We start from the raw sequence: 25,679 nt of genomic DNA, 5'->3' as shown, positions 1-25,679 counted from the left end.
CACACGGGCGGGATAGCCGGTCTCTCGGGGGTCAGTCAGCCTCGGGGGTCAGTAAGCCTCGGCGATGAGCCTGCCGATCTCGGTCAATGACACCGTGCCCGGGTCGAAGTAGCGGGAGTGCGCGCTGCTCACGGCCTTCGGTCCCGAGCCCGGTTCGGTGACGTCGACCGCGATCCCGCCGAACTCCCCGGTTCCCGGCCGCCCGCCCAGCACTCCGGTCATCGACCACCACGGCACCGGGTCCCATCGCGAGACGACGCCGGCCACATCCTGCTCCCCCGCCGGGCGCGCGACGCCGCCGTCGTCCACCCACTGCTCGGCGAGCGAATCGACACCCGCGCCGGGGCTGCCGACGTGGATCATCAGATCGGCCGCCACCCCGCGCGGCTCTGCGGCGGCAGCCCCGAGGACCACCGAGCCGTAGCTGTACCCGACGACAGCATGTGGGGAGTCGTCGCCGTCCATGCGCTCGACCTCGTCCAGCCCCGCCGCGAAGGTGCGCAGGTCCGCGGCGTGCTTCCACGCAGGGCCCGCGGAGGATCCGGCCGCAGCGAGGTCGGCCGGCGCCTCGTAGCCCTGCCACGACACCGCGACGCACGACTCGACTTCCGCGCACATCGCCTCCGCCCGTTCGCTGGTACGTCCGAGCACCTCGAGCGAGGATCCCGTGCCCGGAATAAACGTGACCACCCGGTCTGCGCTGTCCGGGTCGGCGCTCGCGACCACCGCGCGACCGTCCAGATGCAGGTCGAGCAGATGCCGCCGCGGATCGGCCTCGAGATGCGCCGCGAGCGCCGCTAGGGCTGGCGCCGGACCTGCAAGTTCGTCCCCGCCGGCGCGGCCCCCCACCGCGTCAATCAGGCGACGCAGCCGGGTCCGATTGATCGAGTCCCGCGTGGCCGAGGACAGGCCTGCCACCGACCCCAGCTCCGGATGGTCGCGGGCGAGCCGAGCACGGTCCGCAGGGCCGAGCGAATGCCACAGCCCGGCGACCGCCCGTGGGTCGTCGTCGGTCGATCCGGACAGGTCGAGGCACGGCCGGGTCGCGGGATCCGCCTGCCCGGCGAGGTAGTCGGCGGCCTCCTTCAGGCGCAACGCGAGGCCCCGGTCCGACTCCTCCACCGCCCTCGAGTCGCCGGAGCCGGGCGTCGCGAGCTCGTCATCGCTCCAGTTGATCACCGACCGTGCCAACCGGGATCCCTCGGCCCGCAGCACGTCAGCCAGGTACAGGCAGTTCCCCGAGAGCACCCTCGCTTCGGTGGCGACGTCGCCCGCATGGTCGCGCGCCCGGGCACCGGAGTGACCTGACCACCCGCCGTCGGGTCCCGCGCGCCCGAGCCTGCGCGCGACCGAGTCCAGGTCCTCGGCGGCTTCGGCGATCCGGCGGCCCACCGACGCCGCCCGTGACTCGGCGAGGTCGATCGCCACGACCAACGCCTCAGCCTGCCGCGCCGGCGACACGACCGGCCACCTCCTCGTCTGCATCCACCAGGAGACCCGCCGCCCGGTCCATCGCGTCCGCGGTCCGTACGCACTCGGCGTCGAGGTCCCGCGCGCGCCGGGCGAGCAAGGCGGCACACTCGGCGAGTGCTGGACCGGCGAGCAGCACGGCCGGCCCCCCTGCCCCCATTCCAGTGGCGGCCGCGGACGCCTCCTCCAGCGCCGCGACCAAGCTCGCGGCGCTCTCGGCCGTGTCTGCGCCCGCCTCACGCACTCGCCGCGCCTCGGCGGTCACCGCAGCCTGCTCGAACGCCACAAGCACAGCCCCCACCGGGCCCGCCTCACCCGAGTCGGTACGCCTCGTGGCCTCCCCGTCAGCTCGCCCGTCCTGCCCCGCCATCGACCCCGCTCCCCTCCGGCCCGGACGCCCGGGCCGCTCGAGAGATCACGCTAGGGTCGCAGCGCCACGCGGACGGGCCGGAATCGAAGGTCTGTGGATGAGGTCGACGACCATCCACAGGCCGATCACTGGAGGTCGACTTGCTCCTCATAGCGGCCGCCGTACATCCTCGCCAGGACCACACCGGTTCCCACGAACACCACAATCAGTGGACCGGCGATCCACACACCCGGCAGGTGTCCGTCGGGGGTCAGCGCGGCCCCGGTGATCCCCACCTGGACGCCGATGAGCGTTACTAGAATCACGGCCGCGATCAGCCAGAGATCCTCACGTATCAGCCGCTCGAATCTGCGCAACCGCGCCGCGGTGGCCGTCCACCACTGCTTGTTTGGGGAATTGATCAGCCCCGGCCAGCGCAGGACGAGCAAGGACACCAGCGGCAGCGGCAAGGCGAACAGCGGCCCGAGAGCGGAGAACGCGAGCGCGCCCACCTTGCTCGACCAGCCGTCCGGTTCACCGCCCGGGCCGAAATGCGTGGGGACCCGGTCGGGCAGGACCGCGACCTGCCAGGCCAGCACCCCCAGCCAGATGATCGACAATCCGGCGACCAGCACCCGGATCCACGGCGCTGTCGGTTCCCTCGGCAGATCACGGGCGTCATCAGCTGCGGACCTCGTCGTCGTCACGTGTCAGCCCGCTCGCACCACCCGCACCCGCGAGGCCGCTTCGCGCGCCCGCTCACGGGCGAGGTCCACGTCCTCGGCGGTCGCAACGGCCACGCCCATGCGGCGGTACTCGCTGGCGGAGGGCTTGCCGAACAGTCGGATGTCCGCCTCGGGCACGGCGAGCGCGCTGGCCACTCCCTCGAAGCCGACCCCTTCGCCGTCTGCGCCTCCGTAGATCACCGCGGACGCGCCCGGGCTGGACATGGTCGTGACGATGGGCAGACCGAGCACCGCGCGGGCGTGCATCTCGAACTCACTGAGCACCTGACTGCCCATCGTCACCAGACCGGTGTCGTGGGGGCGGGGGCTGACCTCCGAGAAGTAGACGTCGACGCCCTTGACGAACAGTTCCACGCCAAACACGCCGACGCCGCCGAGCGCACCCGTGACCCGTGCGGCGACCGAGCGCGCCGAGTCGTAGGCGTCCTGCGTCATGACCTGCGGCTGCCAGGACTCGACGTAGTCGCCGCGCTCTTGGCGGTGGCCGATGGGCTCGCAGAAGTCCGTGCGGATCTCACCGGTGGCGGGATCGACGCTGCGGACCGTCAACAGGGTGATCTCGTACTCGAAGTCGACGAACGACTCCACGATCACGCGCGCCCCCTGAACGCGGGCGCCGGACTGCGCGTATTCCCACGCCGCCTGCAAGTCATCGGGGCCGTTCAGAGAGGACTGGCCCTTGCCTGACGACGACATGGTGGGCTTGACCAGGCACGGGAACCCGACCATCGTGCACGCCTCGCGCAGCTCCTCCAGCGAGGAAGCGAAAGCATACCTGCTGGTGGGAAGCCCCAGCTCCTCGGCGGCGAGTCGGCGGATGCCCTCACGGTCCATGGTCAGCTGCACAGCGCGGGCAGTCGGGACGACCCGGGCCAAACCGTCCTTCTCGATTTCCGCGAGTGCGGCCGTGGCGATGGCCTCGATCTCCGGGAGGATCACCTGCGGCTTCTCCAGCTCCACGACCCGACGTACCTCGTCACCGTCTGTCATGTCGATCGTGTGGCTGCGGTGCGCCACCTGATGGGCGGGGGCGCCGTCATAGCGGTCGACCGCGATGACCTCGATGCCGAGCCGCTGCAGCGCGATCGTGACCTCCTTGCCCAGCTCCCCTGAGCCCAGCAGCATGACGCGGGTGGCGTCGGGCGTGCCGGGGGTGCCGAAGCGGTCCACGGCTGGAGGGGCCAGAGGATCATGCGCGCTGGTCATGGCCCACAGGCTAGTAGATGGCAGCAAACGACCCCGGACGGTCCACCCATCCGTTGTCAGGTGGGGGCCATCCGGGGCCGTGTCAGGGCAGGAACGTGCGTGGAGCTAGCCGATCACTCAGCGGGCGTCTCGACCGGCGGCTCCTCCGTGTCAGCGTCACCACCGGCGCCGTCAGAGCCGAGCGATCCGAGCACGGTAGCGCCCGTCGCGACGCTGCCGCCGGAGATCGAACCGGCGCCCACGATGTCGACGGACCCGCCCGGGATCTTGCCGTTGATCTGATCCGCGACGACCTGCGGGTCGATTCCGAAATTCGTCTCCATATCGCTGAGCGCCCCGGTCTCCGGATCGACGCGGAAGCAGATCACCACGGAGAGCGCCGGAGTCTCGGGGCTGTCGGCGGTCCAGACGATCTCTTCGCCCGGCTCGACCAAGACACTCTCACCCGGCTGGCCAAACACGAGGGGAAAGACGTTCTGCACAACGTTGTTCTCGACCTCGACGTCATCCGGCACAGACACCGGGTTACCCTCTGAGTCCGCGAGGAGGTGGGACAGGCCTCCGCCAGCCTCGATCTCGGTGATCAGCGCAAGCCCTGCCGCGAGATCCGCCGGGTCATAGTTGGTGTCGAGGTCTTTTTCAATGATCGTGGAGTAGGGGGCCGTAAAGCCCAGGCACCGCTGATCACCCTCCGACCCGTTGAGATAGGTGACCGTCGGGCCCCCCTCTGCATTGGGCGACACGGTGACCGGGCCATTGAGAGCCTGGGCTGCGGTCTCGAGATCAGCCACTGTCTGACCCAGGTTGAGCGAGCTACTGCTGAGCGAGCCCGAGGACTCCTCGCCTTCCTGCGCGGAAGCAACGCCAGCTCCGGCGAGGGTGGTTCCGGCGGCGAGTGCCACCGCGGAGGCGCAGGCGACGAATCGCTTGAGTGAAGTCATTTGTGCTCCTTACACGAGGGGTTGACGCTGCTCATCCGCAACGACCGCGTGGACCTCTCAGCCAACGCTCACCCCGATAGTGACACTCGTCACGCGGAATGGGCGCCCCTCCGAACATCAGACGCGCTAACATAAGGACTTTCTCACGCAATTCAACACCCCAGGCCACACCCACCCCCTGCGCAACATTCCCCTCGCACGGACGACCGGGGAGTCGTGGCGATACCGTGTGTGGAAAGCCACACGAAAGGGCACAACATGACCACTTCCTCCTCCGGCCCCCTCGCCGGCATCCGCGTCGTCGAACTCAACGGCATCGGACCGGGCCCCCACGCCTGCATGATGCTGGCCGACCTTGGCGCCGACGTCGTGACCGTCATGCGACCCGGCGAGTTGGCCAAGTCGGTCGACGGATGGGCGCATGTCACCCGTCGCGGCCGGACGGTTGTGGAGGCCAACCTCAAGAGCGAAGAGGGGCTGGCCCAGGTGCGCGGACTCATCAACAAGGCCGACGTGCTGGTCGAGGGCTTCCGACCCGGGGTCACCGAGCGAATGGGCCTGGGCCCCGACGAATGCCTCGAGCGCAACCCGAAGCTGGTCTACGCCCGCATGACCGGCTGGGGCCAGCACGGCCCCCTCGCGCAGACCGCCGGCCACGACCTCAACTACATCTCCCTGACCGGCCATCTCAACGCCACCGCCCGCAAGGGTGAGCGCCCCGTGCCGCCGCTCAACCTCGTCGGCGACTTCGGCGGCGGGTCGATGTTCCTCATCCAGGGCATCCTCGCCGCGATCATCGAGCGGTCCACCTCTGGCAAGGGGCAGGTCATCGATGCCGCCATGACCGATGGCGCCTCCGTGCTGGGCCAGTTCCAGTGGGCGATGCGTGCCCGCGGCCAGTGGTCGGACGTCGCCGGGACCAACATGCTCGACACGGGCTACCCGTTCTACGACGTCTACACCTGCTCGGACGGCAAGTTCATGGCCGTGGGCTGCCTCGAGCCGCAGTTCTACGCCGAGTTCGCCCGACTGCTGGGCATCGACGGCGAGGGAATGCCCGGCCAGTTCGACTTCGATCGATGGGACGAGCTGCGGAAGATCATCGCCGGGAAGTTCGCGGAGAAGACCCGCGACGAGTGGGCCGAGGTCTTCTACGGCACCGACGCGTGCACCACCCCGGTCCTGACCTACACCGAGGCCCTCGATCACCCCCACAACCAGGCTCGGGAGACGTTCGTCGAGGTCAACGGAGATATGGGTCCCTCGCCGGCGCCACGCTTCTCGCGCACCCCCGCCGCCCCGGTTCCCGCGGCGCCTCCGACTGAGGTCACCACGATCGACCAGGTCTGGGCCTGATCATGAGCGGATCGGGGGTCGGGTCACGAGTTGATGGAATAGTTCTGGCTCTGGACCCCGACTCGACCGATCCGCCGTTTCGCCAACTCAAGTCGCAGATCGTCGAGGCCGTGAGCCGAGGCCAACTCACCACCGGCACCCGACTACCTGCGGTACGGAAGCTGGCTGACGAGGTCGGAATCTCGTCCGCGACCGCGGCCAAGGTCTACCGTGAACTCGAGGAGGCCGGTGTCCTCGAGGGCCGCGGGCGCTCGGGGACGTTCGTTGCCGCCTCCGACGTGCACGCCGCAGCCCTTGTTCGGTCTGCGGCGGAATTCGCGGAGCGGGCGGCGGGCGCCGGCTTCGATGTTGATGAGGCTGTCTCGGCCGTCCGCAGTGCTTTCGACCAGCTCAGCCATGCCTTCCATCCGCGGTCTATCGACTCCCCGTGATCGGGCCCTCGACGCCCTTGCCGGCGACGGGCCCCACGCACACCGCCGCCCCGGCACTGGTCACAGATGCCGGGGCGGCGGGTTCTGTACCCGCCCCTCACGGGGGAGAACGCGAGGGGCAGACTTCGGCCCGTTAGCTTCCGAGCGAGCCCGTGGTCTTAGCGACAGAGCCGGAGCTACCGATTCCGGCCAGCGCGCTGTCCAGTGAGCCGAGCCCGGCCGGAACTCCGGCGCCCGGCGAGACCTCCACCTCGAAGTATTCGTTATTGCCGTAGCACACAACCACAGCGGCAGGAACGAACGATCCATCAGTCAGCGTGAAGTCGGGGCCCCCCGGGTACCCGGTGGTCAGATCGACAGTTTTTCCGTTTTCGACAACGCCGCCATAACCGCCGACCTTGCCCTGCTCGGCCGCTTTGGTCATGGCCTCATCAAGCCCCTCGGGGATGTTTCCGGGGTTGTTGGGGTCCATTGACCGGATACTGTTGTACAGCTCGCTGATCAGCGAACCCGGCGCCGCGATACCACTACAGAAGAGGTCCTGCCCCGACTTGTTGGTGTACGAGATCTTGGTGTTCTTGCCCTTGCCGCTGACACTGACGCTGCTGGCACTGTCAAGCACAGGCTTGGTCGCGGCCTCCTCGGCGCCGGCGATCCCGGCGCCGGCGAGGGCGGTGGATCCGGCGAGCGCGGTGGCCGCGAACGCGACTCCAAGGCGGGTGAGGGAACGCATGTAATGCTCCGATCGACGGGGAATGGCGGCCGGACGGCCGCTCGGTGTCGATTTCACCGCATGTGTCCCGGCACCGGTATCGAGCGAACGTACGACATGTGTCACACGTTCACACGAACTCGGTTCCCACCCGCCACAATGGCCTCGGCAGTCACCACCGTCTACCCCAGGATGTCGCGCCGGACCACGTTCTGGTCGCGGCCGGGGCCCACGCCGATGTAGGACATGTGGCAGCCGGCGAGCTCCTCGAGCCGAAGCACATAGTCGCGGGCCGCCTGCGGCAGGTCGCTGAACTCGCGCGCCCCGGTGATGTCCTCGTCCCAGCCGGGCATGGTCTCGTAGATCGGCGTGGCGTGGTGGAAGTCGGTCTGCGTCATGGGCATCTCGTCGTGCCGGACGCCGTCCACGTCGTAGGCCACGCAGATCGGGATTTCGCCGATGCCGGTGAGCACGTCAAGTTTGGTGAGGAAGTAGTCGGTGAAGCCGTTGACGCGCGCGGCGTAGCGGGCGATCACGGCGTCGTACCAACCGCAGCGTCGGGTGCGGCCGGTGTTGACGCCCACCTCGCCGCCGGTGACCTGCAGGTACTCGCCCCACTTGTCGAACAGTTCGGTGGGGAACGGCCCGGCTCCGACGCGAGTGGTGTAAGCCTTGACGATCCCCAGCGAGTGGGTGATCCGGGTGGGGCCGACGCCCGCCCCCACGCAGGCGCCGCCGGCGGTGGGGTTGGACGAGGTGACGAATGGGTAGGTGCCGTGGTCCACGTCGAGCATGGTGGCCTGCCCGCCCTCCATGAGGACGGACTCGCCGCGGTCCAACGCCTGATTGAGCATCAGCGCGGAATCGCACACCAGGGGCCGCAGCCGGTCGGCGTAGGAGAGGAAGTACTCGACCATCTCCTCCACCTCAACCGCGCGACGGTTGTAGATCTTCACGAGGATCTGGTTCTTGAGGTGCAGCGATCCCTCGATCTTCTGACGCAGGATCGATTCGTCGAAGATGTCCTGTACGCGGATGCCCACCCGCGAGACCTTGTCGGCGTAGGTCGGGCCGATTCCGCGGCCGGTGGTGCCGATGGCCTTTTTGCCGAGGAAGCGCTCGGTGACCTTGTCGAGCGCCTGATGGTACGGCGCCACGAGGTGGGCGTCGGCGGAGATCCGCAGGCGCGAGGTGTCGGCGCCGCGGGCCTCGAGACCGTCAATCTCGGCGAAGAGCGCCTCGAGGTTGACCACCACGCCGTTGCCGATCACCGGCACGGCCGTGGGCGAGAGGATTCCAGCGGGAAGGAGCTTGAGCTCGTACTTCTCGCCGCCCACCACTACGGTGTGGCCCGCGTTGTTACCGCCGTTGGGCTTGACCACGTACTCGACGCGGCCGCCCAGGATGTCGGTGGCCTTACCCTTGCCCTCGTCGCCCCACTGGGCGCCGATCAGAACGATCGCTGGCATGGTTCGCTTTCACCTCGTAAAGAGTCGTCTACACGGTGAGGGACGGTTTCACTCCCGTGATTCCGCGCACACCAGCGCACAAGGTTAGTCGCCTGTGCGCTCTCACCCTAGTCGCCGACCCCCCGCAGCCTGCGCAGTCTCACGGGCGTTCCTGGCAGGATCTGCGAGATCTGGTCCGCCGAACGGGCGGTGAGCACGCCGATGACCGGGTAGCCGCCGGTGACGGGATGGTCGGGGCCGAACACGACGGGTGACCCGTCGGAGGGGATCTGCACGGCGCCGCGCACCATGCCCTCGCTGGGGATCTCGCGGGCGTCGAGCCGCGGTACGGGGCGCGCGGGGTCGATGCGGACTCCGACGCGGTCGGCATGCCCGCTGACATGCCCGGTCGCCGCGAGTACGTCCCATGCGTCGGGCGGAAACAGGTCGTCGCGCGGTCCGGGGATGACGTCGAGGTCGACGGGCTGGCGCCCGCCGGTGCCCGCGTCTCGGCCTGCGGCAGCCTGCCACCCGTCGGCCCACGGCCCCACGACGGCGTCGCCGACACCCAGTACGTCACCAGCCATGACGGGCGGCGGGCCCAGCCCGGACAAGGTGTCGCGCGATCGACTGCCCAGCACCGCCGGCACGTCGATCCCCCCGCGCACGCCGACGTAGGTGCGCACCCCCGTGACGGGCCGACCGATCTCCAGCGTGGCCCCGGCGTCGAGCCGGAGGACCTCGCCGGTAGCGGAAGTGCGTCGGGAGCCGTCCGGGGTGACGACGACGACGAGCGCCTCCGCCCCCGTGACCGCGACAATCGCAGGGGCGTCCGTCATGACCGTCAGCCCGCCGAGCAGCACCTCGAGCACGGCGGCCGACGGATCGGTGCCGACGGCCCGCAGCGCTGTGGCCGCGGCGGCGCGGTCCGCTGCCCCGGAGGCCGTCACCCCGAGGGAGGCGTGGCCCGGGCGTCCGAGATCCTGCACGAGGGCGGACGGCCCTGCCCTCAGCACCTTCAGGCTCAACGGGAACGCCCGCCGATCTCGCGGAACCGGACGGTAACCCCGGGGGCGAGTAGAGCGGGTCGGGGCTGCCCGATGTCCCAGAGCTGGGCGTCGGTGGTGCCCAGCAGCTGCCAACCGCCTGGTGAGGCTCCGGGGTAGACGGCACAGAAGTGGTCCGCCAGGCCCACCGACCCGGCCGGGACCCTCGCCCGCGGGGAGCTCAGTCGCGGTACCGCGGGAAGGGCGGGCTCCGCCGACGGGACCCCGGCCGCGTCCTGCTCAGTCGTGTCCACCTCCCGCGTATCCACCTCCCGGGCGTCGACGAGGTAGAAGAAGCCCGGCGCGAAGCCTCCGAACGCGGCCCGCCACGTGATCGAGGTGTGGGTACGGACGAGCGTCTCGGTGGACATCCCCGCGTGGTCGGCGACCGCGGCCAGGTCCGGACCGTCATAGCGGACGTCGATCGTCACCGCGTGCCCGGCGTGCCCCGAGTCCACCGCATCCCCAGTGCGTCCCGACTCGGTGTGGGCTGCGGCGAGAAGAGCCTCGAGCCGCCGCCGCAGCCCAGGCAACGCGGCGGCATCGCGCACGGTCACCAGCACGGTGCGGGTCGCCGCCACCACATCGACAGCATCCGGTCGCCACTGCTCGATCCTCCCGGCCAGCGAGACCGCCTCGGACAGTTCGGCACAGTCGACCAGTAGCGCGGTCTCTCCGCAGCGGCGGATCCTCGTCGTCGTCATCCCGCGCCCGGCTCCCCCGCTGAACCGTCCACCGCCGCGCCGCGGCCCCGCGCGCCCCGCGGCGCGGCGAAGGACGCCACCTCCACCCCGGCCGACTCGAGCGAGACGCGCACGCGGCGGGCCAGGTCGACAGCGCCGGGGGTGTCGCCGTGGATGCACACCGACGCGGCGGTCACCACGATCTGCGCCCCCTCGGCGGTGGCGATGGACCGGCCTGTCGCCATCGCCACCACCCGGTCGGCGACCTCGTCGGCATCGGTGATCACGGCGCCCGGCTCCCTGCGGGGCACCAGCGTGCCGTCGGGCCGGTACCCGCGGTCGGCGAACGCCTCCGTCACCGTGGGAACGCCCGCCGCCGCAGCATGGGAGAGCACCACCGCGCCGGGCAGTCCGAGAATGGGTAGCGGCTCCTCCCGGGCGAGTTCTGCGTACCGCAGCACGGCGTCCACCACTCCTGCGGCCTGCGCCGAGTCACGGACGATACGGTTGTAGAGCGCCCCGTGGGGCTTGAGGTAGCGGACCCGCGTCCCGTGCCGACGCGCCGCCATGTCGAGCTCGACCAGCTGGAACTCCACCAGCCGGGCAACCTCCTCGCGGTCCAGGTCGTGCTCGATCCGCCCGAAGTTCGCGCCGTCCCGATAAGAGGGGTGAGCGCCGAGGGCGACCCCCCGCTCGGCCGCGGCAACGGCCGTGGCGTTCATGGTGGGCCGGTTGCCGGCGTGGAAGCCGCACGCGACGTTGGCTGAGGTCACCACCTCCAGCAGGGCGGCATCATCGGGATCGGGGCCGGCATTCGGCGCCAGCGACGCCGACCACCGCGGCGTCCCACGGCGAGCCTCACCGAGGTCGCAGTTGAGATCGATCCTGCCCGACTGTCCAGCCACCCTTCCATCCTGCCCCAGGTTCACGCCTGCCAGCAGGGACGGTCATGATGGAGGCCATGATCGTCATCCGCTCCGGCTCGGCGCCGGTCCCGACGGTTCTCGGCGAGCGCCCACGCATCCAGGTCAGCGAGGTGCCGACCAAGGACGAGATCAACCGGGCGCTGGCGGAGGTGGGCCCGGGACGTCGCCTGGTCCTCTGCGGCACCGACGCCGCACTGGCCGCGCTCGTCACCCGCCTGCTCCGATCCGAGAACCTGGACGCTGAGGTCGCCTACGTCGCCGATGAGCCGACCCCCGCCACTCGCGCGTACGGGCTACCGACCGGATCGGACGCGGCCAAGCTTGGCCTCCGGGGCAAGGCCCGCGAGGTGCCGCTCGTGCGGGACGAGACCGGGACGGCGTTGGTCGGCGAGGCCCTCGTGCGCGCACCCGATGGCGCCCGACTGGTGGGCGAGGCCTACGCCGACGACACCGTGGTCTTCTCCGGGGAGACCGATGCCTTCACCGTCCGGCCCACGCCCGAACTGCCCGGGGTCCGGGCCACCGCCGCCCGCCCCCGCAAACTCCGGCGCCGACCGTGGGTGGCGGCCCGCGCGGTGCAACTGGGCACCGAGGCCGGGGTGCTCACCCGAGACGGCATCACCGGCCGGCGGGCCATCAAGAGGACTTCTTTCTACCGTCATACCGAGCCATGGAGGCTCGTGTCGCCCTGAGCGGCGGCATCATCGGAGTGGGCCGATCCGGCGAGTCCGGCCACTCCTCCAACAATTCTGGAGCCACTGCAGGAGTGCGCACCGTCGGCGGCAGTGCAGCCAGGGCTGAGATCTTGCTCAGACCCGCCACCTGCAGCAGGTCCACCAGAATCGATCGGATCTGGGCGAGCATCACCGTCTCGGTCAGACCCGAGCCGGCCACGAGTTCACGCTTCGCCCGCGCCGAGACCGCGCGTAGCTCGCGGTGCACCTCAGCCGCCGAGGGAGCGTCGGAGTCCGCGATCATCCGGCGCGCCAGCACTTCGATCGAGTGGCCCAACGTGCCGATGAGCGAGCTCAGCGCGGGCGGTACGTCCACCTGGTCGTCCACCGCCACGATCGCGCGCCGCGCCAACACCCGGATGTTCCGGATGCCGTTGTCGAGCGGGTTGAGCACGCGTGAGAGCTCGACTTCCTCTGGTCGCCGGCGACTATAGAAGGGCGAGATGCGTACCAGCTCGCGGGCCCCGGCGAGCTGCTCTTCAATCGCATCGATCGCAGGCTGGGTGTCGCGTGCGTCCTGCAAAGCGGCGCGGATCACCTGTGAGTCCCGCTGCTCCAGTCCGTGCGACACCTCCGCCAGCACCGACGACGCCACCCCCAGCAGCGACGCCGCCTCGCGCCGGGCGCGGCGCAGCGGATGCACGGGTATGAGTGCCATCGCGGCGATCGCCACCACACCGCCGACTGCGGCGTCGACCATGCGGTCGTACCCCTCGGCGCTACCCGGTGGGAGCAGGGTCGCCACGAGTATCGCCGAGGACGCGGCCTGCGACCCCACGAGCGGGCCGCGGTCGAGGAACACGGCGACCGACATGGCGATCACCACGACCACCATGATCTGCCACGAGCCCGAGCCGATCTGACCGATGAGCAGGTCCCCGAGCCCGACACCCACGACCACGCCGAACACCAACTCGACTCCGCGGCGCAGTCGAGGTCCCATCCCGGTACCCAACGCGATCGCCGCGGCAACGGGGGCGAAGAACGGACGCGCGTGCTCAAGGAGGTCATTGGCGATGAACCATGCGATCCCGGCCGCCAGCCCGCACTGCAGGATCGGCAGGAACGCGTACGCCAGTCGCCGGGTCCGCGCTCTCAGCGGAACCGGTAGCGCCGCGTAGACGCCCAGTGCACGGGCGTCTAGGCGGTCACGCCAGGCCGAGAGACGCGGCGGCGTGCGGGTCTGACTCATTGACCAGGTCCAGACAGCGGATGTACTCGTCATCTTCGCCGATCGCCTGCGCGGCGCGGGCGAGCGCGGCGACCGCCCGTAGGAAGCCCCGGTTGGGCTCGTGGTCGTAGGGCACGGGGCCGAAGCCCTTCCAGCCGTGACGACGAAGCTGGTCCAGGCCGCGGTGGTAGCCGGTGCGGGCGAACGCATATGCGCTCACCGCGTCGTCGGCATCGAGTGCGCGCTCGGCCAACTCAGCCCACGCGATCGAGGCGGTCGGGTGCGAGGCCGCCACCGTGCGGGGATCCTCCCCTGCGGCGAGGGCGTCTTCCGCCTCCGGGTCACCGGTCAGACGCGTGGGCGGGGGGCCGAGAAGATCTCCGAACTGGGTCATGGCCCCATTGTCCACGAATTCACCTCAACGCCTCCCCCGGCCCCGTTTGCTATGGTGGAGGGCATGCGGCGCCCCTGAGGGGGCGCCGTGCGCTTGTCGCGGGCAGTCATGAAACGCCCCTTCAGAGCGATCGTGGTCCCGGTGTCGAGGCCCCGTAACGCGTGGTCACATCATCGCGTCGGCCGAGCTTCCACCGGTGCCGTTTGGAGTAGCTACAGGCCGCACGTCGGCCGGAAGGAAATCTGTGTCAAGACAGCGTATTGCGATCATCGGAGCCGGACCGAGCGGGATGGCGGCCCTCCGGGCGTTCGAATCGGCCCAGCGTTCCGGGGCGAAGATCCCCGAGATCGTGGCCTACGAGAAGCAGGACGACTGGGGCGGCCAGTGGAACTACGACTGGCGCTCCGGCATGGACAAGTACGGCGAGCCGGTCCACTCCTCCATGTACCGCAACCTGTGGTCAAACGGCCCCAAGGAGGCCCTCGAGTTTGCCGAGTACACGTTCGACGAGCACTTCGGCAGGCCCATCTCCTCGTATCCGCCGCGTGAGGTCCTGTGGGACTACATCGACGGCCGTGTCCGCAACTACAGTGTCAAGAACAAGGTCCAGTTCTCCACCGCCGTCCGCTGGGTGGACTACGACCGCGAACTGGACACCTTCACCGTCACCGTGGAGAACCTCAAGTCCGGCAAGACCACCTCGTCGGAGTTCGACCGGATCATCGTGTCCACCGGCCACTTCTCCTACCCGAACATCCCGGACTTCAAGGGGATCGAGACGTTCACCGGTTCGGTCCGCCACGCCCACGACTTCCGCGGGGCCGAGGATCTGGCGGACAAGAGTGTGCTGCTGATCGGCGCCTCCTACTCCGCCGAGGACATCGGCGTGCAGGCCTTCAAGATGGGGGCCCGCTCGGTGACGCTTTCCTACCGCACCGCTCCCATGGGTTATGACTGGCCGGACGGGATGGAAGAGTTGCCGCTCGTCCAGCGGTTCGACGGCCGCACCGTCCACTTCACCGACGGCCAGACCCGCGAGTTCGACGCCGTGATCCTGTGCACCGGATACCTGCACAAGTACCCGTTCCTGCCCGCGGATCTGGCGCTGCAGTCGCCCAACAACATCTACCCGGCGGGCCTGTACCGCGGCGTGGTGTGGCAGAAGAACCCGAAGGTCTACTACCTGGGCGCGCAGGACCAGTGGTTCACCTTCAACATGTTCGACGCCCAGGCTTGGTATGTCCGCGATCTCATCATGGGCCGGGCCAAGTTGCCGTCCGCCGAGCAACGCGTGGCGCACATGCGGACCTGGCGTGCCCGATTCCAGGAGCTGGACGGGGACGCCGACGACGTGCGTTTCCAGGCCGACTACATCAGGGACCTCATCGAGGCCACGGACTACCCGATGTTCGACCTCGACGAGGTCGTACGGATTTTCCTGGACTGGAAGGAAGACAAGCAGAAGAACATCCTGACCTACCGGGACAAGCCGCACCGATCCGTCATGACAGGAACGATGGCCGCCACCCACCACACCCCGTGGTTGCAGGAGCTGGACGACACGCTCGAGCGGTATCTCTCGACGCCGGCCAAGACGGAGATCGAGGAGCTCGTGGAGGGCGTCGACACCGCAGTGGGGCAGGACTCCCCGGTCGCCGGAGAATGAACACTCGGTGACGTCTCCGCGAATCCCCTGCCGAGGCATCCCCGGAGAAGCCATTCTGGACGCGTGACCGCGTCTTATGCCTCCTCATCCGCGTCCCCCGGGCCCGCCCGTGCCGGCGCTGCCCGACCCCCCGTCGGCATCGGCCGGCGCTCCCTCCTCAAAGCCGGAGCGCTCGCCGGTGCCGCGGTGGGGGCCAGCTCCTTGGCGGGTCACTCCGCCGTTGCTGGGGCCGGCGCCGTCGCGGGCACGGCTGGCGGCGGGGCTGGCACCGTCTTCCGGCACGGTGTGGCCTCGGGCGACCCGATGCCGGACCGTGTCATCCTGTGGACCCGGGTCACGCCCACCCCGGAAGCGGCCCCCGGCTCCGGGGTCGGCGACCCCGTCGTCGTCGCCTGGGAGGTCGCCACCGACCCAGGCTTCACCACCATCGTCCGCACCGGTTCCCTCGTCACGGACGCCGGCCGCGACCACACCGTCAAGTTCGACTGCACCGGCCTGGCCCCCGACCGGTGGTACCACTACCGTTTCCGCGCGCTCGGCGAGGTCTCCCGCTCCGGTCGGACCCGCACCGCGCCCGCAGACGGCGCCATGCCGGCCACGGGCCGCTGGCGCATTGGCGTCGTATCGTGCTCCAACTGGGAGGCTGGCTACTTCTCCGGCTACCGCCACCTTGAGGCGCGCGGAGACCTGGACGCGATCATCGAGTTGGGCGACTACATCTACGAATATGGCCGGGGCGAGTACACCGCCGCCGCCGGGGCGGTCCGCCCGCACGACCCGCCACACGAGATCGTGACGCTGGCCGACTACCGGATCCGGTTGGCGCAGTACCACACCGACGTTGATCTGCAGTCCCTGCACGCTCACGTGCCCTGGATCTGCACGTGGGACGACCACGAGGTGGCCAACGACTCGTGGGAAAACGGGGCCGAGAACCACCAGCCGCACGAGGGCCCGTACTCCGATCGCAAGGCCGCCTCCTCGCAGGCGTACTTCGAGTGGATGCCGGTCCGGCCGGAGTCCCTGCGCGACGGCGGACACCTGTACCGGCGCCTGCGCTGGGGGGCGTTGGCTGAGATCAGCATGCTCGACCTGCGTTCCTACCGCTCCGAGGGACCGGGCCGTCTCGACGGCCACGCGATCGATCACACAAACACGATGACAGGCGCAGAGCAGTTCGACTGGCTGTCCCGCGGACTGAACTCGTCAACGGCCCGCTGGAACGTCATCGGCAACTCGGTGATGGTCTCGCCCGTACTCATACCGCCGCTGGACCCACGCACGACAGGCGCGCTGACCGAGCTCCTGGGCGTGCCGCGCGACGGCATCACGTACAACTCCGACCAGTGGGACGGTTACGCCGGTGAGCGCCGCCGCCTCCTCGAGGTCATCCGCGCCACCGGCAACCGCAACCATGTCTTCCTCACCGGCGACATCCACACGGCGTGGGCCAACGAGGTGCCGTTCGAGCCGGCTGACTACCCGGGGGCCGGCACCGGCGCGGTCGAGTTCGTCACCCCGTCCATCACGAGCAACAACATCAACGACATGGTGGGACTCCCCGAAGGCAACGCGCTCTCGCAGAGCGCCCAGGGCGCGCTGACCGGAGTGAACCGGCACATCCGGTGGACCGACCTCGATCGCCACGGCTTCACCATTGTCGAGTTCACCGCCGACTACGCGCACGCCGACTACTGGGCCCTGGTTGCACGCGAAGACCCGAACAGTGGCGCGTACCCGATGGCCAGTTGGCGCACGCGGCACGGCACAAACCAGCTGGAGCCCGCCGGCCTGCTGCCCTGATCCGACGGGCGGCTCCTGCGGCGACGCCCCTGCGCACTCGCAATCACAGGCCGGTCCGCTACGGTGGCGGGTCGACGCGGCCCGTCCGGGGCCGGCGACGCGCACCGGGGGTAGTAGATGTCGACGACGAGCCAGCAGCCGACCGCCGGGGAGCCGAATCCCGCGGGACAGCCGGGCGGGGGCCCGGAGGGTGGGGCACGTCCGGGCAGTGGCCCGCGCCACGGTCGAGACCGGCTCGGCGGTCGTGGCGGTCGTGGCGGTGTGCTGACGGCGGCCGTGGTCGTGGTGCTCCTCGTGATCGCCGCGATCGCGTGGATCTTCCTCGCGGGCCCACTGTCGTCGTCCGCGAGGGCCGAGCGGCATGTCGAGCAGACGTTGAAGCAGATGAGTTCCGCAGAGTCGTTCGCCGAGTTCAACGGTCATATGTGCGCCGAGAACCGGGTCCCGCAGGAGCTCGTGGACACCATCACTTCGTCGAGCGAGGCGACGGGCGCTGACGTCGACTCGATGTTCCGCGAGTCGATCGCGGGATCGTTCCCCCAGGATCTGCGGGTCCTCAGGGTGGAGATCTCCGACGACGGGTCCGAGGCCACCGCGACGCTCGAGTCAGGGTCCGATGGCTCGGGCCCGGAGCAGGTGCGGATGCGCAATGAGGACGGCGCGTGGAAGATGTGCCAGCCGGGCGTGGGCATGGGGTCGGTCCCGCAGGACCAGCAGCCGGGCTGAGCCACCCCACCGCCGGTCTTCTGTGTCGGGGGTCGATCGCACCACAAGCATGCGGCAGCGGCGTCCCTCCACATGGTGGGACGCCGCTGTTCAGGGGGCCTAGCTACCCCGGGCTGGAGCCGGGGTTAAACCGTGGTCATGTCAAGCAGTGGTCTTGTCAGGCGGAGGCGCCCTTGGACTTGCCGGCCGACTTCAGGTCGTTGCACGCCTCGACGACGCGCTCGGACATGGACTGCTCGGCCTTCTTGAGGTACGAGCGCGGGTCGTAGACCTTCTTGTTTCCCACGTCGCCGTCGACCTTGAGCACGCCGTCGTAGTTGGAGAACATGTGGTTGGCGATCGGCCGGGAGAACGCGTACTGCGTATCAGTATCGACGTTCATCTTGATGACGCCGTAGGACAGCGCCTCCTCGATCTCGCTCTTGGCTGAGCCCGAGCCGCCGTGGAAGACGAAGTCGAACGGCAGGTCGCCCTCGTTCAGGCCGAGCTTGGAGATGGCGACTTCCTGGCCCATCTTGAGCACCTCGGGCTTGAGCTTGACGTTGCCCGGCTTGTAGACGCCGTGGACGTTGCCGAAGGTCGCAGCCAGCAGGTACCGCTGACCGGTATTGCCCGCACCCAGGGCGTCGACGGTGGCCTCGAAGTCCTCGCGTGTGGTGTAGAGCTTCTCGTTGATCTCGTTCTCCACGCCGTCCTCCTCACCGCCGACGACGCCGATCTCGATCTCGAGGATCTGCTTGGCGTTGGCTGTCTTCTCGAGGAGCTCCTTGGCGATCTCGAGGTTGCGGTCGAGCGGAGTGGCCGAGCCATCCCACATGTGCGACTGGAACAGCGGGTTCTCACCGCGGTCCACGCGCTCCTGCGAGATCTCGATGAGCGGGCGGACGAAGGAGTCGAGCTTGTCCTCGGGGCAGTGGTCGGTGTGCAGCGCGACGAGGATGTCGTACTTCGCCGCCACGACATGCGCGAACTCGGCGAGCGCCACCGCGCCGGTGACCATGTCCTTGACGTTCAGGCCGGAGCCGAACTCGGAGCCACCGGTGGAGAACTGGATGATGCCGTCGGACCCGGCATCGGCGAAGCCCTTGATGGCCGCGTTGATGGTCTCCGAGGACGTGCAGTTGATCGCCGGGTAGGCGAAGCCCTCGTTGCGGGCCCGGTCGAGCATGTCCTTGTACTGTTCGGGAGTTGCGATGGGCATGTGGTCTCCTCCAGGGTTCTCGGTTGTGCGACGTGCGTCGTCGAGGCGCCGCACCGCTGTGGCAGTGGGCGCACACCCTCCAGCCTAGGCCAGCGTGACCAAGCGCACCCGCGAGCCAGCGCTACTCGCTACCAGCGGAGCAGTTCAGCGAGTGCCGTATCGGCCCGGGCGAGCTCATCGCGGTCATAGGTCGAGGTGGACGCCATGAGCTCGTCGGCCTTCGTGCGTTCCACGAGTGCCGCGAGCTCCCCCGCCACCTTCTCGCGGTCCCCGTGGACGGCCCCGGCCATCCACTCCTCCATCCGTCGCAGCTGCTGCGGCCGGAACTTTCTGTCCAGGACGTCCTCCGGGGACCGCAGCGGCCCGAACGCGCCGGTCTCCCTGGACTCGACCATCGCCCACGCCTCAGGCAGCAGCAGGTTCCTCGCGGCCTCGGTGGAGTCGGCGACCATCACCTCCAGGCTCACCACCACGTAGGGCTCCGGTATCGCACCACTCGGCCGGAACGTCTCGCGGTAGTGGTTCAGCGGCGACGGGTCGGCGAGAAGGCGCGGTCCCCCGACGACGACGGGTAGGCCGGCACGCGCCGCGACCTCCAGGCCGCGGCCGGTGGCGAGCACGAACACCGGGGGCGGATTCTCGACGACGGGCAGCGCTGTGACGGGACCGCGTCCGTAAAGGAAGTCCTGCACGGCGGCGATGTCGCGGAAGAATGCGTCGGTCTCGTAGTCCGTGACGCCGAGCGCCTCACGGACCGGCGCGGTGAACCCGAGCGAGCGCCCTACCCCGAGGTCGATCCTGCCCGGGAACATGGCCTCGAGCATGGCGAACTGCTCGGCGACGATGAGCGGCCTGTGATTGGGGAGCATCACCCCGCCGGATCCGAGGCGGATCCGTTCGGTTCGGGCGGCGGCGGCGGCGATCAAAAGGGGCGGACTCCCGCTCGCGATGCCGGGGACGGCGTGGTGTTCTGCCGTCCAGTAGCGGTGGAAACCCAACGCGTCTGCCCGTTCCGCGCGCGCCAGCGTGCCCTCAAGCGCGGCGGCGTGGGACTCCCCGTGGCGGGTCCGCGACCTGTCCAGGACACTGAGTCGCAGATCATCCGGAAGGTCGTTGGGGGCCACGACCCCACCGTAGCGTCGTGAGTAACGGGGGTCTGCGCGCTGCCGGATCTGGGCCCACAGGTTTATGCTTCTCCGGTGAACACGCACCTGTTGGCCGAACAGGCCCAGCATGTCCTCTCGCTCGGCCCGGGCTTCATGGATCCGGAATTCTGGTTGTCCGGCGACGGACCGTTCGGCAAGGCCATCCTCCCGGCCCTGCTCTCGGTGGTCTTCATCGAGTCCGGGCTACTCTTCCCGTTCCTGCCCGGCGACTCGCTCCTGTTCACGGCGGGCCTGCTCACGCAGCAGGACCACCCGTTCGCGCCGCTGTGGGTGGTGATGGTGACCGCACCGATCGCGGCGTTCCTCGGTGACCAGGTGGGGTACTTCATCGGCAACCGGTGGGGTCATCATCTACGGGAGCGGCCTGACGGTCGGATCTTCAAGCAGGCCTACATCCACGAGGCGCACGAGTTCTTCGACAAATGGGGCCCGGCGACGATCATCCTGTGCCGGTTCGTGCCCATCGTGCGGACGTACGCACCGCTGGTCGCAGGCATGGCCGGGATGCGCTACCGGGTCTTTGTCTCGTTCAACGTGGTGGGCGCCGTGCTGTGGGCCGCGGGTGTGACGGCACTGGGTGCGTGGCTCGGCCAGTTCACGTTCATCAAGGACCACATCGACCTGATCCTCATCGGGATCGTGTTGGTCTCGGTGCTGCCGATGTTGATCACGGCCGGACCCAAAATCCTGGCGCGTATCCGGAAGGGGCCTGCCGCCCCGGCCGTCTAGTCACCGGGTCAGGCCGGGGCGGCGTGTTCGCGGATCCAGGCGTGCATGGCGATACCCGCCGCCACCCCCGCGTTGATCGACCGGGTCGAGCCGAACTGGGCGATCGACACCGTCTTCGCGGCTCGCAGACGCGCGTCGTCGCTCACCCCGGGGCCCTCCTGTCCGAAGAGCAGCACGCAGTCGCGGGGCAGGCTCGCGGTCTCGAGGGGTTCGGCGCCGGGAAGGTTGTCGACGGCGACGACCGGCAGCCCCTCCGCGCGGGCCCACTCCATGAGCTCGCCGACGTCGCTGTGGTGGCGCAGGTGCTGGTAGCGATCGGTGACCATGGCTCCGCGTCGGTTCCAGCGGCGCCGGCCCACGATGTGCACCTCGGCTGCCAGGAAGGCATTGGCGGTTCGCACCACTGTGCCGATGTTGGCATCGTGTCCGAAGTTCTCGATAGCCACATGGAACGGGTGGCGGCGGGTGTCAAGGTCTGCGACGATCGCCTCGCGACGCCAGTAGCGGTAGCGGTCCACCACGTTGCGGCGATCGCCAGAGTCGAGGAGTTCGGGGTCCCACTGGTCGCCGGTGGGGCGCGGCGCACCGGGATGCTCGAGTTCCCACGGGCCGACGCCGACCTGCCCGTCGCCCCACTCGGTTGGGCCGGCCGCCGAATCGGCTGCGGCGGCTGGGCCCCCGGCAAGGTTCCCGCGCTCTGCGCTCACGAGGTCAGGCGCTTATTGGACAAGCGCACCAGCCGGCTCGGCGCGACCTGCGAGGAGAGGTACATGGCGGTGGCCTGCTTTCCGACCGGGCGATGCACTTCCCGGCCCAGCATTGCGCGGATGCGGCCGAGGACGCCGCCAGACGTGCGCCGCGTCTGCTCAGCCAGGTCGAGCACCTCGTCGGCCACCTCGCCCTCGGTGAGGTTCACACCCATGTTGCGCATCCCGGCAGTGTTCACGCTCTCGAGCATCTCGGTGCTCACGTACAGCGGCCACACTGAGCACACGCGAATGCCGAGCGGTCCCCACTCCAGGTCCAGCGCCTCGGTGATCCCGCGGACGGCGAACTTTGTGGCCGAGTACGTCGCCATCTCGGCCTGGCCATAGATCGCAGACGACGAGCAGAGGTTCACCACGGTCGGCGCGGACGCCTTCTCCAAGAACGGGAACGCGGCCCGGCAGCCATACAGCACGCCCTTGACGTTGACGTCCACCAACGCCGAGTCCTTCGCGTAGCTGGCGTCCATGAAGGGTGTGCCGTAGAGCAGGCCGGCATTGTTGACGAGCACGTCGAGGATGCCGCCGGTACGGACCGTGAAATCGGTGAGTGCGGATTCCCACGCGGCCGGCTCGGTGACGTCGAGCGAGCCGGTGACCACTCGGTCGTCACCCGCCGCCCAGGCACAGGGCTCGAGGTCGTACGCGCCCACCAGGTACCCGGCGTCGGCGAACCGCCGAGCAGTGGCCTCCCCGATCCCGCGACCCGCGCCGGTGATCAGGACAGTGGGTGCGTCCGGGCCGGCGGCGGTCACGGCCTGCTCCCCGCGGTCCGCGCGGCGGCGGCGGTGCCGGTGAGCAGAAGTAGGGCTGCGGTGGCGTAGGTGTCGATCACTCCGACGTCCACCACCTTGGCGACGGCTGATCCGCCCGTGGCCTTGCGCCGGGCCAGGATGAGCGCGTCGCTGAGCAGGAACACCGGGCCGGCAACCGCCAGCACCGACGCCGCCGGGCCGTGCGAGCGGTCGACAGAGGTGGCGAGCGCAGACAGCGTGGCCAGCAGTCCACCGTAGGCCGCCAGCGGCGCGTTCTCCCTGCCCTCGGACAGCAGTGCGGCGCCCGCACCTGCCGCGATCACCCCGTGCACGACCGACTGCACCGGCTTGAACCTCAGCCCCGACCGCAGCATGAGGCCGCCGAGCGCGAGATGGCCCACCCCGAACGCCGCGGCGCCGGCGACCAGTCGGGACTTCGACCGGCTCGCGTGTCCGCCGCCGAGCATGAGGATCACATCGCCCGTCGTGTACGCCGCCGCGGTCGCTGAGAGCAGCGCCGTATCCGCGGCCGAGAGCCGCCCGTCCCGCAGCGCGAGAGTCAGCGCCGCCGGCACGATGAGCGGCTTACACAGCTTCTCCAGCGCGCCGACGCCGGTGGCCTTGGCGATCTCCGTCCCACCGACGGCAGCGAGGAACGCGGGCCCCTCCGGGCGGGCGGTGTCCATCAGTGCCTCGACTCGTGCCCGGAGTGACCGCCCGAGGGTGGTGGCGAAGGTCTTCGTCGTCGTGCTCATATCGCTCACTTCAGTCCCAGGTCGGTCAGGCCGAGCAACGCGCGGTATTCCACGCCCTCGGCCCGGATCACGTCGTCGGCGCCGGTCGCGCGGTCCACCACGGTGGCCACGCCTACGACCTCGGCTCCCGCGTCGCGCAGGGCCGCCACGGCGGTGAGCGGCGAATTGCCGGTGGTGGTGGTGTCCTCGACGACCAGGACGCGGCGGCCCACGATGTCGGGGCCCTCGATCCGGCGCTGCATGCCGTGCTTCTTGGCCTCCTTGCGGACCACGAACGCGTCGATCGGCCGACCGGGGGCGTGCATGATCGCCGTGGCCACCGGATCCGCGCCCAACGTCAGCCCGCCGACGGCGTCGAAGTCCCAGTCCACGGTGAGCTCACGCAGCAGCCGACCGATCAGCGGGGACGCCTCGTGGTGGAGGGTCGCGCGACGAAGGTCCACGTAGTAGTCCGCCTCGCGGCCGGACGAGAGGGTGACGCGGCCATGGACGACGGCGAGCTCCGCAACCAACTCGGCGAGCCTGCGGCGCGCATCGGGATCGACATCGGGGGCGGCGGGCATCGGACTCCTCTGGTCGGTGCGGTCGTGGTGAGCGCGGCGCTGAGACGTGGGGTGACGAACTGCACGGATACGGTCGACGCGGCGTCATCGTCGGTGTCGACTCTAGACGGCCCCCAGACAGACGTGGACGGGTCGGCCGCCGTATGCGGCCGACCCGTCCTCTACTGCTCAGTTGTTGCTACCAGTGGGGTGGGCGTCAGCCCTCGCCGACCTCGCCGCCGTTGTCACCGTCGCCGTCGCCGGTGTCGTCACCGCCGGTATCGCCATCGCTGCCATCGTCGCCGCCCGCCCCGTTATCGTCGGCCGGACCGCTGCTGCCGAGCGACCCGGACCCGAGTGACCCGGTGTCCCCGCCGCCGACATTGGCCGGCGGCCAGCCCTCCTCGAAGGCCGACCACGCGTACAGCTGGCCCGTGCCCTGCGCAGCCGCAGAGTTCGTACCCTGCGCGCACATCGTGAAGTAGCCGACCTTGTCCTCACCTCGAGGGTTTGTGGCCGGCTGGCCGAGCGTGATCGTCCGCGACACAGTAGCGCCGTTCGTCAACTGGAAGGCTCCGGTTGTGCCGTACAACCCGTCGATCTTGGCCTTCGTGTTCGCTTTAGTGATCTGTGAACGGAGTTGGACAGACTCACTCGCGAGGTCACCGAGACTGCCCTGCGGGAGCAATTGACCGAGCGGCCAGAAGTTCATGGTGACCGACCCATTTTGGATGCTGAGCTCTTCAGCCTTGACGTTCTGGAAGCGCGCGTAGTACTCGGCGGACATCTCAGCGACAGGGGCTGTCGAGATTGTTCCACCAGGCCGGGCGCCCGACGCGGTATCCGCGTTCGGCGCCTCGCAATAGACGGTGAAGCCGAGATTGTTGGTCATCGTCACATCGGCGGTCCCGGCGACCCGGTCGACGCTGACGACGTCAACGTCCATTCCCGGGTTATTGACGACGACAGTGCGACCGTCCCCGTTGTCACCGGGGACGACGGTGACGACGTTCTGGGCGTTCGCGATCCCGGCCCCGCCCATGACGAGGAGGGCACTCGCGGTCGCCGCTGTGAAGCCCTTGAGGGCACTGGAGGTGGACATGAGACTCCTTGAAGTATCGGTCTTGAGGGGGTTACGAGCCGAGGGAGCCCGCGCTGAGGCTGCCCGAGTTTTCGGGCACGGGGACCGGATTCGGGTCCTCGATATCCTCCAGACCGGTGAAGAGGTACCAGTCGTTGGTCTCCGTGTTTCGGCACATGAAGATGGCAGCCGCACGCCACTCGCCACGCTCACCAGTAGCGGTGGACGGGACACCCAGGGTGGCGGTGTAGTCCACAGTCGTGTTGGCGTTCACGGTGAACTGAAGTGCGCCGCCCACCCGTGGGTCACCTGTGCGACCGGCGACCCGAGCCTCGTTGTGCGCCTGGCGCGTGGCCGTCTCCGCCGAGCCGACTGCGCTCCCGGCGGGGAAGGCATCCAGAGCCGACCCGAATGAGATGAGGTCGCCGCCACCGTTGGTGTCAGCGGGACCGGTGAACACCCGCGACCGGTAGTACTCTTCGACTTCCGCCGCCACTGCCGCGGTGCTCACCTGGCCGTACCCCAGCGTCGTATTCACGCCACCGATATTGAATTGGGGGACCTCGCAACGGAAGTTCGCATCGGTCGTGTTCTCGATAGTCCCGGTGATCTGCGTGGGTGCCTCACCCTTCTCTGCGACCGTGACGATGAGTGATGGGTCGTCGACCTTGACGACGTAGCCGCCCGGGTTGCCGCCGGGCACCTGAGCTAGCGCCGGGGCCGCGCCGGCCACAAGCCCGAGGGCGGCAGCCGCGGCAACTGCCCCACGTACTGCTGTAGAGGTGGTTGAGATCATGCTTCAGTGCTCCTGTCGTGCCGATCCACGTGTCGGGACCGGGTTTCTGTCGAATTGATCTGCGTGCAGTTCAACTGCCGCC

27 protein-coding genes are annotated in these 25,679 nt (G+C 69.3%); 7 read left to right on the top strand and 20 right to left on the bottom strand.

The features are described from left to right. Positions 1-48: 48 nt before the first annotated feature. From FQ137_RS05385 to FQ137_RS05365, 5 genes are all read right to left on the bottom strand, one after another. Positions 49-1,461, bottom strand: coding sequence for an alpha/beta hydrolase (locus tag FQ137_RS05385; protein ID WP_255583655.1), 1,413 nt, complete (start codon positions 1,459-1,461; stop codon positions 49-51). Beyond that, positions 1,439-1,840 (bottom strand): hypothetical protein, encoded by a 402-nt coding sequence (locus tag FQ137_RS05380; RefSeq protein WP_149291482.1) that lies wholly within the window; start codon positions 1,838-1,840, stop codon positions 1,439-1,441. Before FQ137_RS05380 ends, FQ137_RS05385 begins: the two co-directional genes overlap by 23 nt. Before the next feature lie 125 nt (positions 1,841-1,965). Continuing rightward, entirely contained in the window at positions 1,966-2,526 is a 561-nt protein-coding gene (locus tag FQ137_RS05375) for a DUF1648 domain-containing protein (RefSeq protein ID WP_149291481.1), read from the bottom strand. A 3-nt stretch (positions 2,527-2,529) separates the two neighbouring features. Beyond that, a complete protein-coding gene (gene purT, locus FQ137_RS05370; protein ID WP_149291480.1) occupies positions 2,530-3,771 on the bottom strand; it encodes a formate-dependent phosphoribosylglycinamide formyltransferase in 1,242 nt (413 codons plus the stop codon). A gap of 113 nt (positions 3,772-3,884) precedes the next feature. Further along, a complete protein-coding gene (locus FQ137_RS05365; protein ID WP_149291479.1) occupies positions 3,885-4,712 on the bottom strand; it encodes a hypothetical protein in 828 nt (275 codons plus the stop codon). 258 nt (positions 4,713-4,970) lie between these two features. On the opposite strand from FQ137_RS05365, the gene FQ137_RS05360 reads away from it, so the two are divergent. Together FQ137_RS05360 and FQ137_RS05355 are read left to right on the top strand one after the other, a co-directional pair. Continuing rightward, positions 4,971-6,068, top strand: a complete 1,098-nt coding sequence (locus FQ137_RS05360) for a CaiB/BaiF CoA-transferase family protein (RefSeq protein WP_149291478.1) — start codon at positions 4,971-4,973, stop codon at positions 6,066-6,068. Between the two features lie 2 nt (positions 6,069-6,070). Beyond that, positions 6,071-6,499 (top strand): GntR family transcriptional regulator, encoded by a 429-nt coding sequence (locus tag FQ137_RS05355; protein ID WP_149291477.1) that lies wholly within the window; start codon positions 6,071-6,073, stop codon positions 6,497-6,499. A gap of 133 nt (positions 6,500-6,632) precedes the next feature. Here the strand turns inward: FQ137_RS05355 and FQ137_RS05350 are convergent, their stop codons facing one another. The 5 genes from FQ137_RS05350 to FQ137_RS05330 all read right to left on the bottom strand — a co-directional run bounded on the left by FQ137_RS05350 (position 6,633) and on the right by FQ137_RS05330 (position 11,293). After that, positions 6,633-7,232, bottom strand: a complete 600-nt coding sequence (locus tag FQ137_RS05350) for a hypothetical protein (RefSeq protein WP_149291476.1) — start codon at positions 7,230-7,232, stop codon at positions 6,633-6,635. A gap of 161 nt (positions 7,233-7,393) precedes the next feature. Beyond that, on the bottom strand, positions 7,394-8,680 hold the full coding sequence (locus FQ137_RS05345) for an adenylosuccinate synthase (RefSeq protein ID WP_149291475.1): 1,287 nt from the start codon (positions 8,678-8,680) through the stop codon (positions 7,394-7,396). A 107-nt stretch (positions 8,681-8,787) separates the two neighbouring features. After that, positions 8,788-9,648 (bottom strand): biotin-dependent carboxyltransferase family protein, encoded by an 861-nt coding sequence (locus tag FQ137_RS05340; protein WP_370452319.1) that lies wholly within the window; start codon positions 9,646-9,648, stop codon positions 8,788-8,790. Positions 9,649-9,683: 35 nt separating this feature from the next. Beyond that, positions 9,684-10,409 (bottom strand): allophanate hydrolase subunit 1, encoded by a 726-nt coding sequence (locus FQ137_RS05335; RefSeq protein WP_149291473.1) that lies wholly within the window; start codon positions 10,407-10,409, stop codon positions 9,684-9,686. Continuing rightward, positions 10,406-11,293, bottom strand: coding sequence for a LamB/YcsF family protein (locus FQ137_RS05330; RefSeq protein ID WP_149291472.1), 888 nt, complete (start codon positions 11,291-11,293; stop codon positions 10,406-10,408). Before FQ137_RS05330 ends, FQ137_RS05335 begins: the two co-directional genes overlap by 4 nt. Positions 11,294-11,349: 56 nt before the next feature. Between FQ137_RS05330 and FQ137_RS05325 the strand changes: the two genes are divergently transcribed. After that, positions 11,350-12,006 (top strand): hypothetical protein, encoded by a 657-nt coding sequence (locus FQ137_RS05325; RefSeq protein WP_149291471.1) that lies wholly within the window; start codon positions 11,350-11,352, stop codon positions 12,004-12,006. Here the strand turns inward: FQ137_RS05325 and FQ137_RS05320 are convergent. Together FQ137_RS05320 and FQ137_RS05315 are read right to left on the bottom strand one after the other, a co-directional pair. Continuing rightward, positions 11,951-13,240: an aromatic acid exporter family protein gene (locus tag FQ137_RS05320; protein WP_149291470.1), complete on the bottom strand. Its 1,290-nt coding sequence runs from the start codon at positions 13,238-13,240 to the stop codon at positions 11,951-11,953. The two genes, FQ137_RS05325 and FQ137_RS05320, sit on opposite strands and share 56 nt — an antisense overlap. Continuing rightward, a complete protein-coding gene (locus FQ137_RS05315) occupies positions 13,197-13,613 on the bottom strand; it encodes a DUF3151 domain-containing protein (protein WP_149291469.1) in 417 nt (138 codons plus the stop codon). The genes FQ137_RS05320 and FQ137_RS05315 overlap by 44 nt, the downstream gene beginning before the upstream one ends. Before the next feature lie 244 nt (positions 13,614-13,857). Here FQ137_RS05315 and FQ137_RS05310 point away from each other — a divergent pair, with 244 nt between their 5' ends. From FQ137_RS05310 to FQ137_RS05300, 3 genes are all read left to right on the top strand, one after another. Continuing rightward, positions 13,858-15,279, top strand: a complete 1,422-nt coding sequence (locus tag FQ137_RS05310; protein ID WP_149291468.1) for an NAD(P)-binding domain-containing protein — start codon at positions 13,858-13,860, stop codon at positions 15,277-15,279. Positions 15,280-15,342: 63 nt separating this feature from the next. After that, positions 15,343-17,082 carry an alkaline phosphatase gene (locus FQ137_RS05305; RefSeq protein ID WP_149291467.1) on the top strand — a complete coding sequence of 580 codons (1,740 nt, stop codon included), beginning with the start codon at positions 15,343-15,345 and terminating at the stop codon, positions 17,080-17,082. A gap of 117 nt (positions 17,083-17,199) precedes the next feature. Next, positions 17,200-17,808: a hypothetical protein gene (locus FQ137_RS05300; protein WP_255583653.1), complete on the top strand. Its 609-nt coding sequence runs from the start codon at positions 17,200-17,202 to the stop codon at positions 17,806-17,808. Positions 17,809-17,965: 157 nt separating this feature from the next. Here FQ137_RS05300 and fbaA read toward each other — a convergent pair whose 3' ends face one another. Together fbaA and FQ137_RS05290 are read right to left on the bottom strand one after the other, a co-directional pair. Continuing rightward, entirely contained in the window at positions 17,966-19,009 is a 1,044-nt protein-coding gene (gene fbaA, locus FQ137_RS05295; protein ID WP_149291466.1) for a class II fructose-bisphosphate aldolase, read from the bottom strand. A 128-nt stretch (positions 19,010-19,137) separates the two neighbouring features. Continuing rightward, positions 19,138-20,106, bottom strand: a complete 969-nt coding sequence (locus FQ137_RS05290) for an MsnO8 family LLM class oxidoreductase (RefSeq protein WP_188064957.1) — start codon at positions 20,104-20,106, stop codon at positions 19,138-19,140. Between the two features lie 162 nt (positions 20,107-20,268). Here FQ137_RS05290 and FQ137_RS05285 point away from each other — a divergent pair, with 162 nt between their 5' ends. Then, positions 20,269-20,904 carry a DedA family protein gene (locus FQ137_RS05285; RefSeq protein WP_255584106.1) on the top strand — a complete coding sequence of 212 codons (636 nt, stop codon included), beginning with the start codon at positions 20,269-20,271 and terminating at the stop codon, positions 20,902-20,904. An 8-nt stretch (positions 20,905-20,912) separates the two neighbouring features. On the opposite strand, the gene FQ137_RS05280 is transcribed toward FQ137_RS05285, so the two are convergent. From FQ137_RS05280 to FQ137_RS05255, 6 genes are all read right to left on the bottom strand, one after another. Further along, a complete protein-coding gene (locus tag FQ137_RS05280) occupies positions 20,913-21,611 on the bottom strand; it encodes an RNA methyltransferase (protein ID WP_149291463.1) in 699 nt (232 codons plus the stop codon). Next, the gene (locus tag FQ137_RS05275; RefSeq protein WP_149291462.1) at positions 21,608-22,423 is read right to left on the bottom strand and encodes an SDR family oxidoreductase; all 816 of its coding nucleotides are present in this window, start codon (positions 22,421-22,423) and stop codon (positions 21,608-21,610) included. The genes FQ137_RS05280 and FQ137_RS05275 overlap by 4 nt, the downstream gene beginning before the upstream one ends. Further along, complete coding sequence (locus FQ137_RS05270) at positions 22,420-23,178, bottom strand: lysoplasmalogenase family protein (RefSeq protein ID WP_149291461.1); 759 nt, start codon at positions 23,176-23,178, stop codon at positions 22,420-22,422. Before FQ137_RS05270 ends, FQ137_RS05275 begins: the two co-directional genes overlap by 4 nt. A gap of 5 nt (positions 23,179-23,183) precedes the next feature. Continuing rightward, on the bottom strand, positions 23,184-23,741 hold the full coding sequence (pyrE, locus tag FQ137_RS05265) for an orotate phosphoribosyltransferase (protein ID WP_149291460.1): 558 nt from the start codon (positions 23,739-23,741) through the stop codon (positions 23,184-23,186). Positions 23,742-23,937: 196 nt separating this feature from the next. Then, the gene (locus FQ137_RS15330; RefSeq protein WP_188064779.1) at positions 23,938-24,822 is read right to left on the bottom strand and encodes a hypothetical protein; all 885 of its coding nucleotides are present in this window, start codon (positions 24,820-24,822) and stop codon (positions 23,938-23,940) included. A 31-nt stretch (positions 24,823-24,853) separates the two neighbouring features. Further along, complete coding sequence (locus FQ137_RS05255; RefSeq protein ID WP_149291458.1) at positions 24,854-25,597, bottom strand: hypothetical protein; 744 nt, start codon at positions 25,595-25,597, stop codon at positions 24,854-24,856. Between the last annotated feature and the right edge of the window lie 82 nt (positions 25,598-25,679).

The organism is Dietzia sp. ANT_WB102 (assembly GCF_008369165.1).
Lineage (GTDB): Bacteria > Actinomycetota > Actinomycetes > Mycobacteriales > Mycobacteriaceae > Dietzia.
The sequence above is the reverse complement of the archived record's forward strand: the minus strand, read 5'-3'. Positions and strand labels throughout refer to the sequence as shown.

Bases quoted from the DNA above. Each gene is read 5' to 3' on its own strand.
- FQ137_RS05380 (WP_149291482.1), bottom strand. From the start codon at position 1,840: ATGGCGGGGCAGGACGGGCGAGCTGACGGGGAGGCCACGAGGCGTACC.
- purT (WP_149291480.1), bottom strand. From the start codon at position 3,771: ATGACCAGCGCGCATGATCCTCTGGCCCCTCCAGCCGTGGACCGCTTC.
- FQ137_RS05365 (WP_149291479.1), bottom strand. From the start codon at position 4,712: ATGACTTCACTCAAGCGATTCGTCGCCTGCGCCTCCGCGGTGGCACTC.
- FQ137_RS05360 (WP_149291478.1), top strand. From the start codon at position 4,971: ATGACCACTTCCTCCTCCGGCCCCCTCGCCGGCATCCGCGTCGTCGAA.
- FQ137_RS05355 (WP_149291477.1), top strand. From the start codon at position 6,071: ATGAGCGGATCGGGGGTCGGGTCACGAGTTGATGGAATAGTTCTGGCT.
- FQ137_RS05350 (WP_149291476.1), bottom strand. From the start codon at position 7,232: ATGCGTTCCCTCACCCGCCTTGGAGTCGCGTTCGCGGCCACCGCGCTC.
- FQ137_RS05345 (WP_149291475.1), bottom strand. From the start codon at position 8,680: ATGCCAGCGATCGTTCTGATCGGCGCCCAGTGGGGCGACGAGGGCAAG.
- FQ137_RS05335 (WP_149291473.1), bottom strand. From the start codon at position 10,409: ATGACGACGACGAGGATCCGCCGCTGCGGAGAGACCGCGCTACTGGTC.
- FQ137_RS05325 (WP_149291471.1), top strand. From the start codon at position 11,350: ATGATCGTCATCCGCTCCGGCTCGGCGCCGGTCCCGACGGTTCTCGGC.
- FQ137_RS05320 (WP_149291470.1), bottom strand. From the start codon at position 13,240: ATGAGTCAGACCCGCACGCCGCCGCGTCTCTCGGCCTGGCGTGACCGC.
- FQ137_RS05315 (WP_149291469.1), bottom strand. From the start codon at position 13,613: ATGACCCAGTTCGGAGATCTTCTCGGCCCCCCGCCCACGCGTCTGACC.
- FQ137_RS05300 (WP_255583653.1), top strand. From the start codon at position 17,200: ATGTCGACGACGAGCCAGCAGCCGACCGCCGGGGAGCCGAATCCCGCG.
- fbaA (WP_149291466.1), bottom strand. From the start codon at position 19,009: ATGCCCATCGCAACTCCCGAACAGTACAAGGACATGCTCGACCGGGCC.
- FQ137_RS05285 (WP_255584106.1), top strand. From the start codon at position 20,269: ATGGATCCGGAATTCTGGTTGTCCGGCGACGGACCGTTCGGCAAGGCC.
- FQ137_RS05270 (WP_149291461.1), bottom strand. From the start codon at position 23,178: ATGAGCACGACGACGAAGACCTTCGCCACCACCCTCGGGCGGTCACTC.
- pyrE (WP_149291460.1), bottom strand. From the start codon at position 23,741: ATGCCCGCCGCCCCCGATGTCGATCCCGATGCGCGCCGCAGGCTCGCC.
- FQ137_RS15330 (WP_188064779.1), bottom strand. From the start codon at position 24,822: ATGTCCACCTCCAGTGCCCTCAAGGGCTTCACAGCGGCGACCGCGAGT.
- FQ137_RS05255 (WP_149291458.1), bottom strand. From the start codon at position 25,597: ATGATCTCAACCACCTCTACAGCAGTACGTGGGGCAGTTGCCGCGGCT.